Source organism: Pseudomonas lurida (assembly GCF_013522705.1).
GTDB classification, from domain to species: Bacteria; Pseudomonadota; Gammaproteobacteria; order Pseudomonadales; family Pseudomonadaceae; genus Aquipseudomonas; species Aquipseudomonas quebecensis.
Window position 1 is genome coordinate 54215 of record NZ_JAAMRE010000012.1, and the last position, 16483, is coordinate 70697.

The following is a 16483-nucleotide window of genomic DNA, read 5'->3' on the forward strand; positions in this document are numbered from 1 at the left end:
AGGGGTTCGCTCGCGATAATGGCGAGGTGATCAGTGCATCAGGCGCTTGAACGCGGCGCTGTCGTTGGAGGTGTTCTTATGACGATATCGCCCACCAGCTCGGCAGCAATGGCCGCACACGCGCCTCGCCGAAACGGTCGTCGATCAACATCACCACACCTTCGTCCTGCTGGCTGCGGATAACCCTGCCGGCCGCCTGCACGACCTTCTGCAGGCCTGGATACAAGTAGGTGTAGTCGTAACCCGCGCCGAAAATCGCACTCATGCGCCGCTTCATCTCTTCGTTGATCGGGTTCAATTGCGGCAAGCCCAGGGTGGCGATAAACGCGCCGATCAACCGCGCGCCAGGCAAGTCAATGCCCTCGCCAAAGGCGCCGCCGAGCACGGCGAAGCCAACCCCTTGGCTGTGTTCGGTGAACTGGTCGAGAAAGCCCTGGCGCTCGGCCTCGGACATGCCGCGTGACTGCTGCCACAGCGTGATGTGCGGGTGCCGCTCGAGCAGACACTGCGCCACTTGCTGCAGATAATCGAAGCTGGAAAAAAACGCCAGGTAATTGCCGGGTGCGCGCGCGAACTGCCGGGCGATCAACTCGACGATGGGTTCAAGTGAAGCCTCGCGGTGCGCAAATCGGGTCGAGATTTCATCGACAATGCGAACCTGCAGTTGCTCGGCCTTGAACGGTGATGCCACGTCGATCCACGCCGTATCCGCAGGCAAGCCCAACAAGTCGGCGTAGTAATGACGTGGGCTCAAGGTCGCGGAAAACAGCACGCTGCTGCGGGCAGCGGTCAACCGTGGGCGGATGAACTCGGCCGGTACTACATTGCGCAGGCACAGGGTCGAGCTGCTGCGTTTGCCGCCCAAGGACCGCTTAGTGATGTCAAAAATAAAGTGCTCGTTGAACAGCTCGGCCACTTTGGCAAATTGCAGCACGTCAAAGTAAAAGGCTTGCAGGTCGCCCGCCAGGGCCTCGGGATGCTCATTGAAATGATCGCCCATGGCGCTGGCACACAGGCTCAGGGCGTTCAACAGCTTGTCGGGCCTGGCGTCATACGCCTGATACGGCGCCACTTGCGCCTTATGCAGCGCGTTCCACTCGCGGTTCAGGCGCTGCAAGGGTTTTTTCAGGGCCTCGGGTGCGCAGTCGCGCAAAGTCTTGAGGCGGTACTGATCAAGGCTGGCGCTGTACATTCCACGCGCACGCTCCACCAGGTTATGGGCTTCATCCACCAGCACCGCAGCGCGCCATTGGTTGAGCTGGGCCAGCCCGAACAACATGGCGCCGACGTCAAAATAATAGTTGTAGTCCGCTACCACCACGTCAGCCCAACGCGCCATTTCCTGGCTCAGGTAATACGGGCAGACGTCGTGAGCCAGGGCCACCTCGCGCACACCGCGCTGGTCGAGCAGGCGTAGGCGGGACGCAGCCAGACGAGCGGCGGGCAAGCGGTCGTAAAACCCTCTGGCCAAGGGGCAGGACTCGCCGTGGCAGGCTTTATCCAGGTGTTCACAGGCCTTGTCCCGCGCCACCAGTTCCAGCACGCGTAATTGCAGGTCGGGGCTATGGGTAAACAGCACCTGGGTCGCATCCAGGGCCAGTTTGCGGCCAGGGGTCTTGGCGGTCAGAAAGAACACCTTGTCCAGTTGCCGCGGAGCCAGAGCCTTGAGCAGCGGAAAAATCGTGCCGATGGTCTTGCCGATGCCCGTCGGTGCCTGGGCCATCAGGCAACGGCCGGTACTGACCGCCTTGTAGACCGATTCGGCCAATGCGCGCTGGCCCGGGCGAAAGTCGGCGTGGGGGAACGCCAGGGTCTGCGCGGTGCGGTTACGCGCTTCGCGGTGCTGCATTTCCTGCTGTGCCCAATGGAGGAAGCGTGCACATTGCGCGTTGAAGAACAGGTGCAGCGCTTCGGCCTCGAAGCGCTGACTGAGCAGCGTCTCGCCCTCGCCGACGATATCGAAGTAGACCAGCGCCAGATCAATCTGCGTCAGGCCCAGCTTCTGGCACATCAGCCAGCCATACACTTTGACCTGAGCCCAGTGCAGCTGGCGGTGGTTGGCCGGTTGGGCCTCAAGGTCGCCTCGGTAGGTTTTGACTTCTTCCAGGCGATTGCGGTCCGGGTCGTAGCCGTCCGCCCTGCCCCGCACCTTGAGTTGCTGGTACTCGCCTTCCAGGGCCACTTCGTTCTGGTAGTGCGGACTACGGCGCGACGCAACGGTGCGGTGGCCGGCGATGCCTTCCTGAGCGCTGGGCGATGGCGTAAAACGCAGGTCCAGGTCGCCGACCTTGGCGGTGAACTCACACAGGGCGCGTACCGCCACGCTGTAACTCAAGCGGTTTGCTCCGCCCAGCGCACGTAGCAGACCGTGACGGGCATCTGGTATTGAGCACAGAATTCCAGCCAGCGCAGTTGGTTGTCTTGGAGGCGATCGCCGGGCCCCTTGACCTCGATCATGCGGTAGGTCTTTTGCGCGGGCCAGAACTGGATCAGGTCGGGCATGCCCGTGCGATTGGCTCGGATGTCCAGCAACAGCCGTTCGAACCAGCGGCACAGGTGGGTGGCAGGCAGGCATTCGAGGGCCTGTTCCAACAGCTCTTCGTTGAGCAGGTTCCAGAACACGAACGGTGACTGGATACCCCATTTATCGCGGTAACGCTGGCGGATGGTGGTCTTGTAGCGCTCATCCTGCAGCTGCTCGAAACACGCGGCGAACAGCGGCGCGCGGCGTTGGTGGAAATCTTCGCTGTGCAGGTCCACCGGCCCGCGCTGGAACGGATGGAAAAACGCCCCCGGTAACGGCGCGAAAATGACTTCCCAGCACAGCAGGCCGAACAGCGAGTTGATCAGGCCGTTTTCCACGTAATGCACCGGCGCGTCCGGCGCGCTGAGATGGGCCTGCACGCAGTATTCCACCGACATCAGCGCGTCGGGCACTGCCAGGTCCAGATCCAGGCGTGTAACGGGGCGAGCCCTGGGTTTGGGCAGCGCCGGCTCACCGAGTTTGCGTCGCAGGCGCGGCACTACGCGCAGCAGGTGTTGCTGCTCGGCAGCGCTTTCGGGCGCCTGTTGCGCGACGCTGGCCAGGGCCAACGCCTGGGCGTAATCCTCCTGACGCTCCAGCACGCGGATCAAACGCGCGCGCGCGCCGGGGTAGGTACACGCGCGATAGATCTGCTGCGCCAGCTCCAATTCGGCGCTGCGCTCGCAATATTGGCCTATCTGAAACAACAGCTTGGCCCGACGTTTTTCCAGCCATGGGTTGTCGGTGCCCAGGCTGGCGACACGGGCCAATATCGCATCCAGTGCCTCGCCGCTTTCAAACGCTTGCTGGCACTGGTGCAGGAACAGAAAGCCATGCACGTCGTCACGGCTGCGCAGGCCACGGGATTCGGCGCAGAACTCAACTTTTTCATAGGTGTAGATGCCCAGATCCGCCAGCACGAATTCGGACCAGTCCTGGTGCAGGTTGCCAAAAAACATCAAGCGCAGGCGGTCACATAGCTCCATCACGGTGAGGCTGTACAGCGCATCGCCGAGCTCAGGGCACCAGTGCGCGAAGCTGCGCGGCTGGGTAAACCGAGCGGCCAACCCCTCCAGCCAGTCGGCTTTTTTGCCTTTGGGTTGCTCGATCCAGGGTTTGAACGTCGCCAGCAACTCACTCTTTTGCAGCAAAGCGAACAGCGCTTCGAAGGCCAATAGACTGTGCGCGTCAACCCACCCCAACGCCAACAACGGCCTGGCGGCCGCGTGCGGGCAGCCAATCTCTACGTAGTTGAGCTTGCCCGCGCGAAAGTGCACGCCTTTGCGCATGACCATGCGCACCAGCAAAGCCTGGGACGCCTGGGGCAACCTGTCGAATTGCTGAATGAAATGCTGTTCGTCCGCATCGAGCAGGTCGGCATAGCGCTGCCCCAGCCAATGCAGGACCTGACGGAAGTTATGCAGGTAATAAAGGGGGTCGTCGAGAGGGCTGGGCATGGCGCGCAAGGATCAAATACTGGTTATGCATACAGAGTGACGCCGTCAAAGCCGTGTTGCAATCAGTAATAGATAAATGGCGCACGCAACTTTTTGTATAAAAGTGATCAGATGGGAAAGCCAATGGCGTAACATTTATGCCCCGCTGCCTGTGACGCGGGGTTTTTCAAGGTGAAAGGTAAGGGTTATGAACATGAAGAATTTGGGTCTACCGCTGGTTGCACTCACTTTTCTGGTATTGGCCGGCTGCTCCACACAAACCGTTGTGACGCTGCAAAACGGCACGCAGTATTTGACCAAGGATTCGCCGAAAACCAAGACCGCCGACGGGTTCTACGAATTCACCGACATCGCCGGCAAGCGCATCCGCGTCAAGGCTGATGAAGTCGCCACCGTCCGCAAAGAAGACTGAACCACCGCCAAAACCTGCGGGAGGGGCGGTGCGACGGTTCGGCTAGCCTGCGATAGCGGCCAACCGACAACATCCCCCTCCCTGCCCCTTTACCCGATCACAACCCCCTCCCCCAACATCCCGCTAACCCCCACCAACGTCACCGAGTCCCCACCAAAGCTGATCACCGTATCGGCACCTACCACCTTGGCGTGATCACGGTAATCCCCACTGCTCGCCACGTTCTGGAACACCAGCTTGTCCGTGGCCTGATAACCGATAATCCGATCCTGGCCAAACTGCCCGCTGAACAAAAAGGTGTTATGCCCGCTGCTGTCGCGGATCGTGTCATTGCCCTTGCCGCCTTCGATAAAGTCCGCGCCTTTGCCACCCTGGATCAGGTCATCGCCATGGCTGCCGATGATGAAGGTATCGCCCTTATGCGGTTCGGCGTTGCGGTTCAGGTCCTGCACCCATGTGGTCGCCCGTGCCGGGTCGGACAGGTTGGCGACGATAATCGTCGAGTCCCGATTCATCTGCGCATAGAACCCGGACTCAAGAATGCGCCCCATGCCATCGCCGTAGCCGGTGGGTAAGTGGGAGACCCAGGTCGGCAGATTGGCGATTGAAAACGGCAGCACATTCCATAAGGTCGAGGCGTAGTGGTCGTTGAAGCTGACGATGTTATCGGTGGTCGACTCGTGGGGCTTATCGTGCACGCCGAGTGTCGACAGGGTGGCGGACGAGCCGTCCAGGGCGCGGAACACCGGGTCGTTTTCGTAGCCGACATTGAGCACTTTATCGCCGGCGCTCTGGGTGGGTGAGGCGTAGGCCAGGTAGTTGGCATCCTTGTAGAACCCGGACCACTTCGCATCGCTCAAATCGGCCATGCTGTTGACTGCCAGGCCACCGAGGCTATGGCCGCTGACCACCACGTCCTTGCCGCTCAGGCCGTGGGCCGCCGCGTACTCGGCGACGTTCTTGAGCAGGCCACCGAATGCCTCTCCCGCGTAGTTCTTTGCGTAGTCCCTGGGGCCCAGCGCCGCGAGCAGGTCGTGGACCAAGTCGCCGATAGAGTCGGTGACCAGCTTCTCCCTTGGGCCGGACGTGCCGCGAAAGCCGATGCCGATTTCCTGCAACTGCCCCGCGCCATCGTACTTACCCAGGACCTCGACCTGCGCCGTGGTGTAACCGGCCTTTTCGCCGAAGAACGTTCCCCGCGCGTCGACTTTGCCGGCATACCCAAGGGTGCTGGCGCTGATGGGCGTCCAGCCGGCTTTCTGTACCGCTTCGAGCGCGGCCTTCTCTGAATCCGGGTTCCAGGGAATGCCTGGAATCACGCCCTGGGAATCGGTACTGCCGAGCACTGCGCCGACCAGCGTTGCCGGCAAGCCGACGCCCAGGCCGTTGTGCTGGTAGCCGACGGCAAAGCCGTTATCCAGGTTGTGGTAGGTGTACAACGTGATCGCCATGGCATCGGCAAACAACGCTTTGGAGCCCTCGGCTCCAAGGTTCTTATAATCAAACACACCCATGATATTGCCTCTCTTGTTGTTAAATTTATCGAGAACGTCCATCACCCTCTAAACGCTTGTCCCGGTAGTGAGCGGGCTTGCCACAGCAAACCCGCTCTCGGCTCAGAACGCCCAGTCGAGGCTCAAGCCCACGCCATGCACTTTGTCCTTGCTCGCCAGCAGACCGTTGTAGTCAAAATTCACCCGCGCCTCCTTGCTCAACGCCAGGCTCACGCGAGCGCCCACCAACGCCGCATCACGGGCCATTGGCGCACTTTCCACGGCGAACGACGGGCCGCCCGAGGCAAAGGCCAGGTGCTGTTCGGCATCCACGCTGCTCAGGTTGTGCTGCCAGCCCAAGGTGCCGGATACCTCAAGTGTCTGGTGGTCATTGACGTTGAAGGTTTTCAGGGCACGCATGCCCAGGGTGCTGAGCACCACGTCACGACGGTCGTCGCGGGTTTTCAGCGCGGCGGCGTCGCCTTTTTCGGTGACACCATCGGTGTCCAGGTGCACATAGGCCAGGTTGGCGAAGGGCTCCAGCGCCAGGGGTTGCAGGTTGACGCGGTAAGCCGCTTCACCGAACACCTGGGTGCTGCGCGCATCGACTTTAGCTTTCTGCTTGCCAGCCACTTCACCGTATTGCAGGTCGCGCTTCACATCGGCGCGATGCCAGCTGTAGGTGGCCCCGCCGCTCAGGCGCCAGGCACCGATTTCATGCCCGGCGTAAGCACCGAAGTGGTAGCTGTCGACCGCGGCCCGCGAGTGGGTGCCGCTGCCCATATTGAGCGAGGTGTCGCTGTAGCCGGCGACCAAACCCACGCGAGTGTCATCATCCAGCGCGCCGTCGACGCCGGCGAGCATGCCGCCGATGGAGGTGGTGTAGCCCGCGGTGTCGCTGCGGCTGTCGGTCTTGCCCCACGCCCCCAATGCCTTGACCCACACATTGCCCCGGCTGTCGACAGTCTGGCTGGCGGTGCCCATCTCACCGTTCTGCAGGCGCTCGCCCACGGCTTCGCGCAGGTAGCGGCTGTCATTGAGCAATGCCGTCTGCAACGCCGGGTAGATTTCACCGGACAACTGTTGGAACGCGTCCTGCGCCGAAGCGGCATTCGGCGCGGTCAGCAGGCTTTCATACACCGCATTGCCCGCTCCCAGTCGCTCGGCGGCGGAAGCCACGGCGCGCTGGTTATCGGTGGCGGCGGCACTGGCGAAGCTGTTGGCGTTGCGCACCACGTCCAGTTGCACGCCCGAGGCCGCATAGTCCAGGGTGCCGCCGATAAACAGGTAGTCGGGCAGTACCGCAGCAAAACTGCCATTGATACCGCCGGCGGCCTGCAGGATGTTGTATTGGCGACCGATCAGGCTTTGCGCCTGCGCCGCGCTGAGCAAGGTCGGGCTGTTTTCCAGGGCCAGGGTCACAGTGCCGCCGTTGAGGGTGGCGGTACCGCCGGCCACGATGCGGTCGCTGCTGGTAGGTGACAGTTCCACCGCATAGGTCGAGCCGGGCTCGAAGGTCACGTCACCGGCCACATTCAGCGTACCGATGGAATTGCCAGGCGCCACCGTGCCGCCGCGAGTCGCCAGCAGCGAACCGACACGACCGGAGCCGCCGAGCACGCCGCTCTGGCCAACGGTCACAGCCGATGTCACCGAACCGTTGATCGCCAGCAGTCCCTGATTCACCAGAGTCGGGCCGCTGTACGTGTTGGTGCCGGTCAGCACCAGGGCACCGATACCCTGCTTGGTCAGGCCACCATGCCCGGCAATGTCGTTGCTCCACACATCCAGCCCGCAGTGCACGTCGGTGCATACGCGCTGGGTCGGTTTGCCGGGGTCCACCACCGCGCCGATCCCCGGCAGGTCCGCAACAAATTGACCGTTGCCATACGCCCCGTCGATACGGAATTCGGCAGGAATATCCTCGGCGGTAACGAACATCCCCGGCCCGTTCACCGCCTTGCCCAGGTTGATCATGCCCCAGCCATACAGCGAGTCGATGCCCGGCGCGCCCAGATCAGTGGCGGTGGTTTTCAACAGCGTGGAGATCTGGTCGCCGCTCATGTACGGGAAGCGTTCCATCAACACCGCCGCGCTGCCGGCCACGTGGGGCGCGGCCATGGAGGTGCCGTTGAAATTGGCGTAGTCGGTGGTGAGGTTCTCCAGGCTGGTGCCATTGATCACCGAACTGTAGATTTTGGTACCCGGTGCCGACACGCAGAAACTCGCCGCATAACCGCAGCGCGACGAAAACGTGCTGATCACATACGGGTTGGCGCTGCTGGTATCCGGGTTCTGCTGCAGCGCGGCCACGGACAGCCAGTTGGGCGCGATGTCCGGCACAAAGTACGCCAGCCCCGAGATCGCGTCCGGATTGTTGCGGTTGTAATCGTTGCCAGCAGCGAAGATGGTCAGCACCCCGCTGCGCGCGGCATTGATCGCACCGTCATAGGCACCGCCGCCCAGGGTGCCGAGGATCGGCCGGATGGTGTCGAACTGCGCCCGCGCTTCGTTGACGGTGAAGTTGGGGAACGCCGGATCGCGACCGCCCTTGGCGTATTGGTCGCCGATGCCGATGCCCCAACTGTTGTTGATAATGCGTGCGCCGCTGGCCACCAGGGCGTCCCAGCCGGCCTTGTAGACCGCGCCGTCGTTGCCCAGGATGATCCCGTCCTCCGGCCCCGGGTCGCCGTTTTCGGCACTGATGATCTGCGCATTGAACGCCACGCCGTGCATCGGCCCGCCGTCACGGTTGCCGGCGGCAATTCCGCCGACGTGGGTGCCGTGGTTGCCCAGTTTGCCGTTGGAGCCCAGGGATGGGGTGCCGTCATAGCGAAACGCATCGCCGGCTTTGACCGGGATATAAGGGTCGGTGTATTGGCGAATGCCCTCGGTGACAATCGTCACGACTTTGCCGGGGCTGGCGAACTCCGGGTGCTGGGCGTACACCGGCTGGTCGAAGATCCCCAGTTTGACGCCTTTGCCCGTGTAGCCGGCGGCATAGGCGGTGTCGGCATGTACCGCGCCCAAGCCCCAGTCGGCCTTGAACTCGTTGCTGCGCCAACTGGCGGCGTCGCCCAGCTTGCCGGTTTCCACGTAGGGCGCGGCCTGGGCCGTTCCCAGGCTGGCCAGTACGGCGGTGATGACCCCTGATTTGCGTATGTTCACGGTGACCTTCCTTAGTTTTTTTATTTCACGTGTGTAAATCGCTTCAGAACTGCCAGTTCAAACTCAGGCCCACGCCCTGGGTGTTCTCACGCCCGGCCAACTGGCCGTGGTAATCCAGGTTGACCCGCGTCGATGCACTCAGCGCGAGGCTGGCCTGCACGCCCACCAGCGCGGCATCGCGTAACAGCGGCGAACTGCGCACGGCGAACGAAGGTCCGCCCGCATCAAACGCCAGGTGCTCTTCGGATTCGACGGCGGTAAGGCTGTGTTGCCAGCCCAGCGAACCGGAGAGTTCCAGCTGCTGATGGTCATTGAGCGCGACGGTTTTCGACACGCGCGCGCCCAGGGTGCCGAGCACGGCGTCACGTCGGTCGCTGCCGCGTTGCAGGGCGGCGGCATCGCCTTTTTCGTGCACGCCATCGCTGTCCAGGTGCACATAGGCCAGATTGGCGAACGGTTCCAGCGCCAGCGGTTGCAACTCAATGCGATACGCCGCTTCGGTGAACAGCTGGGCCGTGCGCGCTTGCAGCTTGGCCTTCTGCCTGCCGCTGACGTCGCCGTATTGCAGGTCACGCTTCACATCGCCGCGATGCCAGCTGTAGGCGCCGCCGCCCGTTACTCGCCAGTTGCCCCACTCTCGCCCGATATAGGCGCCGAAGTGGTAGCTGTCGATGGCGGCCGATGAATGCGTGCCGCTGCCCAGGCTCAGGGAACTGTCGCTGTAGCCGGCGACCAGGCCGACACGGGTCTGCTCGTCCAGCGCGCCGTCCACACCGGCCAGCAACCCGCCAAGGGAGGTAGTCGCGCCCGCCGTTTCGCTGCGCGCGTCGCTTTTGCCCCAGGCGCCCAGCGCCTTGAACCACAAGTTGCGCTCGCCGTTGGTCGGTACATGGCGCAGGCGTTCGCCCACGGCATCGCGCAACTGCAGCGTGTCGTTGATCAGCATCGCGCCGATTGCCGGGTAGACCTCGCCCGACAGCTGCTGCAGCCCCTGTTGCGCAGCCGTCAGGGACTCGGCACGCACAAGGCTTTCGTACACCGCGTTACCCGCGCCCAATTGCTCGGCGGCGCTGGCCGCACTGCGCTGGTTGCGCGTTGCGCCGACGCTGGCAAACGTGGCGTCGTTACGCACCACCGCCAGTTGCACACCGCCGGTGGCGTAATCGAGGCTGCCGCCCAAAAACAGATAATTGGGCAGCACCTGGCCGAACTGGCCTTCGACACCGCCGGCGGCCTGCAGGATGGTGTACTGGCGACCGATCAAGCTCTGCGCCTGCGCACCGCTGAGCAGCGTCGGGCTGTTCTCCAGCGCCAGCGTCACCGTGCCGCCGTCGAGCCGTGCCTTGCCGCCGGCCACGATGCGGTCGCTGCCGCCGGGCGTCAGCTCCACGGCATAGGTGGAGCCGGCACCCAGCGTGACGTCGCCGGCCACCTGCAGGGTGCCTACGGAATTACCCGGCGCTACACGGCCACCGCGATTGACCGTCAGCGCGCCAATACGCCCCGAGCCGCCGAGGGTGCCGCTGTCGTTCACGCTGACGGCCGAGGCCAGTGCGCCGTTTACCGCCAGCAGGCCACCGTTGACGGTGGTCGCGCCGCGATAGGTGCTGTCGCCGCTGAGCACCAGGCTGCCGGCGCCGGATTTGATCAGGCTGCCCTGATAGATACGCGTCGCGGCGGCCTGATCACGGGCGTTGCCGACCGCGTAGTCGGTCTGGTCCTGCTGGCTGGCGCCGGCACTCACGCCGTTCTGCCAGCCTTTATCGATCAGTGTCTGCTGCCAGGCGGCGTGTTCGGCGCGGTCTTCGGCCTGGCGCTGGATCAGCGCCTGGTCGCTGATGCCGTTACTCCACACATCGGCCTGCCCGGCCGCCAGGTTGACGTCCATCACCCCGAGCAATTGCCCCGGTCCGTGCATCGCCCGGCCGAGATCCGGCACGCCCCAGCCGACCGTGGTGTTGGGCGCCTGGGTGATCGAGCCGTCGAGCTGGGTGGCGGTGGTCAACAGCACCTGCAACGCCTGTTCATTGGTCATATAGGGGTAGCGTTGCATCACCAGCGCCAGGGCGCCGGTGGCATGGGGCGCCGACATCGATGTGCCGGATTTGACCCCGTAGCCACCGTCGGGAATGGTGCTGTTGATCAGCGCGCCCGGCGTGGAAATACACCAGTACTTGGCGATTCCGCACTTGTTGTATTTCTGGTTATTGGCTTTATCCAGCCCCGAGACGGCCAACCAGTGCCCTTCCAGCTCCGGCTGAAAATACGGCAGCGCCGAGCGCACGCTGGCGTTCGCGTAACCGCTGTTGCCGGCGCTGAACACATTGATCACGCCGGCCTTGGCCACGTCCGCGGCTGCATCCAGCCAAGTGCTGCGGTTGTAGTGCTGGGCGTAGGCGGCGTGCAGGTCGCCGAGGGTCTGGTAGCTGACATCCTTGGGTTGGCTGCCCCAGCTGTTATTGATCGCGCGCACGCCGGAATCCACCAGGGCGCTGTACACCGCCTTGAAGTACTTGGGGTCGGGCGTCGGGCCGAACAGGAAGCTGTCATTGGCGTTGGTGTTGCCCACATAGACCTGGGCGTTGTACGCCACGCCGTGCATGCCCACGCCATCGCGCGCCGCGCCCAAGGTGCCGGTGACATGGGTGCCGTGGGAGTCGTTGTTGGGATTCAGCGCGCCGGTGGTGCTGAACGGGCTGCCATCGACGTAATTGCCCGTGGCGGTGACCGGATGGAATCGCGCTTTGTCGGCTTCCGGGTGGCTGGCATCGAAGCCCGAGTCCAGCGCGCCGATCCGCACCCCAGTGCCATCGATGCCGGCGGCGTAGGCTTCGTTGGCGCGCATGCGGTCCAGGCCCCAGTCGCTCAGGTACTCGGCCGAGCGCCAACTGGCCGGGTTGCCGGGCTGGCCGGCCTCCAGGTACTGCGCCTGGGCCGTCATGGACAGCAGTAGCAGCGAACCGGCGGTGAAGGGTTTGAAACGCAAGGAATCGGTGCTCATCAAACTGTGTCCTTATTGTTATGGGCGTGGGTTCACAGGGCCGAAGGCCTCGTCGACTTTGGCCAGGTCGGTGTCACGCAAGTTGCCCGCGTAGTAGTGCAATTTGGTCCAGGCCATCAGGTAGTCGTAGCGCGCCTGGGCCAGGTCGCGGCGCGTGCTGTAGAGCTGCTGCTCGGCGTTCAGCGCGTCGAGGTTGACCCGTTCGCCACCGAGGATGCTTTGCTTGGTCGACACCACCAGGGCCTCGGCCGACGCCAAGGCCTTCTGGTAGGCGCGCAGCTTGCTCACGCCCGACAGGCACGCGCTGAACTGACGACGCAGTTCGATCAGGGTTTCGCGGGTCTTGCCTTCCAGCTCGTATTCAGCCTGTTCCATTGCGCGACTGGCCTGGCGCGTCGACGCCGAAACGGCGCCACCGGCATACAACGGCACGCTGACCTCCACACCGATGGTGTTGGTGTCGTAGCGTTGGTTGTAGGTGTTGCCGCTGTCGGACTCCTGCTGGCGCGAACTGGCATAGGCCGTGATCTTGGGCAGGTGCCCGGCGCGGTTGCGTTCCACCTCGTAACGCGCCACTTCCAGCGCCTGGCGCTGGGACGCCAGCAACGGGTTATTGCTGATCGCCAGTTCATGCCAGGTGTCGTAATTGGCCGGCGTCAGGGTGAAGGCCGCGAACCCTTGGTTCAGCGGCGCCAGATCGTGAATGTTGACGCTCTGTACACCGATCAGCGCGCCCAGCTCGCGCAGTGAGGCGTCCTGCTCGTCCAGTGCCTGGATCTCCTCGGCTGTGGCCAGCTCATAGCGCGATTCGGCTTCCAGGATGTCGGTACGGGTGCCTTCGCCTTGCTGGAACAGGTGCTGGTTCTGCTGGAACTGCTGTTCGAAGGCCTTCTTCTTGGCTCGCGCGATGTCGATCTGGTCCTGAGCGAACAGCGCCTGGGTGTAGTAGGTCAGCACTCGCACCAGCAAAGCCTGGCTTTTGTCGCGGAAATTTTCATCGGCGAACAGCGCTTGGGCCACGCCCTTGCGGTAGTTGGCGTAGGCCTCGTAGTCGAACAGCGGCTGTTGCAGGCTGAAGGTCGAGCCGTAGCTGTTGTAGTTGCGGTCATCGTGATAATTGCCGCCGCGCCCGTCGGGCAACGTGGCCTGGGAGTTGTTGCGCCCCTTGTTGTAGTTGTAAGACAGGCGCGGCAGCAGCCCGGCGCGGCCGATGGTGCGGTTCTCCAGGCCGGCGTCACGCTCCTTGATTGCACCCAGGAAGACCGGGTCGTTGCGCAGAGCCTGCTCGTAGACATCGAATGGACCCATGGCCGCCTGGGCGTTGGCGCAGGTCAAGAGCAGAGCGATCAACACCGTTCTCATGCTCATTCCTCGGTCAACGCCGAGCCCGCACGATCGAGCAATGGCTTGAACAGGTAGTTGAGCAGCGAGCGCTCGCCGGTGCGCACGAACATCTCGGCGGGCATGCCGGGCTTGATCACCAGGCCGTTGAGTTTTTCCAGGGCCGCATCGCTTACGCTGGTGCGCAGCACGTAATAGGGGGCGCCGGTTTTTTCATCGAGCATCTGGTCGGCCGAGATCAGGCTGACCTCCCCCGGCACCCGCGGGGTGCGGCTCTGGTTGAAGGCGGTGAACAGGATGTCCACCGGCAAGTGCGCGCCGACTTTGTCCACCAGGTGCACGGGCAAGTGCCCTTCCACCTCCAGGCGCGTGCCCTGGGGCACGATTTCCAGCAGCGTTTCGCCGGCACGCACCACGGCGCCTTCGGTGTGTACGCCAAGATTCACCGCGATGCCATCGGCCGGCGCGATGATTTCACTGTGTTGCAGGTCAAAACCGGCGGACGTCAGTTGCTGCTCCAGGGTGAGGCTGCGCAATTGCGCGTCGGCCAGCTGGCTGCGCACTTCCTTCTGATATTCCTCGCGGTGCTGTTGCAGCTTGAGGCGCGACTCAACAATGCCCTGCTCCACCCGGCCGCTTTCGCCGCTGTTCTGCGCCAGGTCCTGTTGTACCTGGGACAACTGTCGTTGGTACTCCATCAAGCGGTTACGCGGGATGTAGCCGTTATCGGCCAGGGGTTGCAGGTTGCTCAATTGATCGCGCAGGGACTGTGCCTGGGCGGTCAGGTCGCTGCGCGCGCGGCGCATGCCGCCCAGTTGCGCCACGGCTCCGTCGATATTGGCGCGAATGCCGGCCTGCTCGCGGGCAAACGCTTCGCGGCGGCTGCTGAACAGTTGACGCTGACCTTCCAGCACCAGCGCCAGGGCCGGGTCGGGGTTGGCGCTCAGCTCGGGCGGGAATGTTATGCCTGGCAGGTTATCGCGCTCGCTCTGCCAGCGCGCCACACTGGCCCAGGCCATTCGGTACTGGGCCTGCAACGACTGCACGTCAGCCTGGCTCTGGGTCTGGTCAAGGCGAAACAGCGGCTGGCCTTGTTTGACGGTCTCGCCCTCGCGCACCAGGATCCGGCTGACCACACCGGGGCTGAGGGTTTGCACGGCCTTGCGTTTACCGGATACCACCACCGTTCCCTGCACCGGAATGCCCTGGTCCAATGGCGCCAGGCTGGCCCACAGGAAAAAACCACCGGCGCCGACAACCGTCAGCAACCAGCCCATGCGCACAAAGAAACGTGCGTCGCGTTGTTCTAGAGTGATGCCGCTCATGCGCCTGGATTCCTTCCGGCCTGGTATTGACGACTGAAACTGACGCCGGGTTTTTCCTTCGGCGCTTCCTGTTGCCCGGACAACGCGCGCAGCACGTCCTGGCTCGGGCCGAACGCCTGCAGGCGCCCTTCGTTGAGCACCAGCAACTTGTCGGCCTGGGCCAACGCCGATGAGCGATGGGTGACCAGCACCACGCTGCTGCCCTGTGCCTTCATTTGCATGATGGCGCTGGCCAGCGCCGCTTCGCCGACGGTGTCGAGGTTGGAATTGGGTTCGTCCAGCACGATCAGCCGGGGTCCGCCGTACAAGGCACGCGCCAGGGCCACGCGCTGTTTTTGCCCGCCGGACAAGCCGCCGCCGTTGTCGCCCAGCACGGTGTCGTAGCCCTGGGGCAAGCGCAGGATCAGCTCGTGCACACCGGCCTGTTGTGCGGCACGCACCACCTGCTCGGGGTCGGCCTCGCGAAAGCGCGCGATGTTGTCGGCGATGCTGCCGCTGAACAATTCGATATCCTGGGGCAAGTAGCCGATATACGGGCCAAGGTCGTCACGGTCCCAGCGATGGATATCCGCACCGTCCAGGCGCACCGTACCGGCCAGGGTCGGCCACACGCCCACCAGCACGCGGGCCAGGGTCGATTTGCCGGAACCCGACGCACCGAGCACGCCCAGCACCTCCCCGGCACCGAGGGTGAAACTGACGTGATGCAGGATCGGATTGCGTTTGCCCGGCGGGCCGGCGCTGACCTGCTCGAAACTCACCTGCCCCTTGGGCGCCGGCAAGGCCATCTGCTCGACCTCAGGCGGAAATTCGCGCAGCAACTCGTCCAGGCGCTGATACGCCAGCTTGGCCGAACTCCATTGCTTCCATACCGCAATCAACTGGTCGATGGGGCTGAGCACCCGGCCCATCAGAATGGAACCGGCGATCATCATGCCGGCGGTCATGTCGCCTCGAATCACCAACAGCGCGCCCAGGCCCAGCACCAGCGATTGCAGGCACAGGCGCAGGGATTTGCTCAGGGAAGTGATCACCGAACCGGTATCGCTGGCACTGTTCTGCAGGCCCAGGAATTGCGCGTGCACGGCGAACCAACGGTGCCGCAGCGCGCCCAGCATGCCCATGGCCTGGATGGTTTCGGCGTTGTGCAAATGGCTGGTAGCCAGTTGGGTCGATTGCTGAGAGAAGCCGCTGGCCTCGCCCAAGGGTTTTTTGGTCAGGTATTCGTTCAGGCAGGCCAGGCCGATCAACAGCAGCGCACCGGCGCTGGCCAGCACCCCCAGCCACACGTTGAACAGGAAAATCACGAACAGGTAAATGGGAAACCATGGCGCATCGAAAAACGCGAACAGCGCGGGTCCGGTGATGAATTGGCGGATATGGGTCAAATCCGCCAGGGATTGCCCGGCATGTCCCTGGCCGCGTTGCAGGTTGCGTTCGAACGCTGCTTTATATACGCGCAAGTTGAACCGTCGCTCTAATTGGCTGCCGATACGGATCACGATAAAACTGCGGATCACTTCCAGGGTGCCGATAAACGCGAAGAAGCCGACGACCATCAGCGTCAACATCACCAGAGTGGTTTCATTCTGGGAGGACAGCACGCGGTCATACACTTGCAGCATATAAATCGACGGCACCAGCATCAGCAGGTTAATCAACGCAGTAAAACAGCCGATGCTGATCAGGATGCTCTTATATTCACCCAGCGCTTTGAATAACGGCGCGACGGCATGGGGCTTTGCCATATCTTCTGATCTTC

At 63.3% G+C, this 16483-nt stretch carries 9 protein-coding genes; 1 reads left to right on the top strand and 8 read right to left on the bottom strand.

What is annotated here, in order from left to right; translation table 11 throughout:
* Positions 1-76: 76 nt before the first annotated feature.
* Both G7025_RS12295 and G7025_RS12300 read right to left on the bottom strand, forming a co-directional pair.
* Positions 77-2335, bottom strand: coding sequence for an ATP-dependent DNA helicase (locus tag G7025_RS12295; RefSeq protein ID WP_181079475.1), 2259 nt, complete (start codon positions 2333-2335; stop codon positions 77-79).
* A complete protein-coding gene (locus G7025_RS12300; RefSeq protein ID WP_181079476.1) occupies positions 2332-3981 on the bottom strand; it encodes a VRR-NUC domain-containing protein in 1650 nt (549 codons plus the stop codon). The genes G7025_RS12295 and G7025_RS12300 overlap by 4 nt, the downstream gene beginning before the upstream one ends.
* 187 nt (positions 3982-4168) lie before the next feature.
* On the opposite strand from G7025_RS12300, the gene G7025_RS12305 reads away from it, so the two are divergent.
* Positions 4169-4393, top strand: a complete 225-nt coding sequence (locus G7025_RS12305) for a YgdI/YgdR family lipoprotein (protein ID WP_181079477.1) — start codon at positions 4169-4171, stop codon at positions 4391-4393.
* 89 nt (positions 4394-4482) lie between these two features.
* Here the strand turns inward: G7025_RS12305 and G7025_RS12310 are convergent, their stop codons facing one another.
* From G7025_RS12310 to G7025_RS12335, 6 genes are all read right to left on the bottom strand, one after another.
* On the bottom strand, positions 4483-5907 hold the full coding sequence (locus G7025_RS12310; RefSeq protein ID WP_181079478.1) for a polyurethane esterase: 1425 nt from the start codon (positions 5905-5907) through the stop codon (positions 4483-4485).
* Positions 5908-6009: 102 nt separating this feature from the next.
* On the bottom strand, positions 6010-9054 hold the full coding sequence (locus G7025_RS12315) for an autotransporter domain-containing protein (RefSeq protein WP_308811971.1): 3045 nt from the start codon (positions 9052-9054) through the stop codon (positions 6010-6012).
* Positions 9055-9097: 43 nt separating this feature from the next.
* Positions 9098-12055 carry an autotransporter serine peptidase EprS gene (eprS, locus tag G7025_RS12320; RefSeq protein WP_181079479.1) on the bottom strand — a complete coding sequence of 986 codons (2958 nt, stop codon included), beginning with the start codon at positions 12053-12055 and terminating at the stop codon, positions 9098-9100.
* An 18-nt stretch (positions 12056-12073) separates the two neighbouring features.
* Positions 12074-13417, bottom strand: coding sequence for a TolC family outer membrane protein (locus G7025_RS12325; RefSeq protein WP_181079480.1), 1344 nt, complete (start codon positions 13415-13417; stop codon positions 12074-12076).
* Positions 13418-13419: 2 nt separating this feature from the next.
* Complete coding sequence (locus G7025_RS12330; RefSeq protein ID WP_181079481.1) at positions 13420-14721, bottom strand: HlyD family type I secretion periplasmic adaptor subunit; 1302 nt, start codon at positions 14719-14721, stop codon at positions 13420-13422.
* A complete protein-coding gene (locus G7025_RS12335; protein ID WP_181079482.1) occupies positions 14718-16469 on the bottom strand; it encodes a type I secretion system permease/ATPase in 1752 nt (583 codons plus the stop codon). Before G7025_RS12335 ends, G7025_RS12330 begins: the two co-directional genes overlap by 4 nt.
* Positions 16470-16483 lie beyond the last annotated feature (14 nt).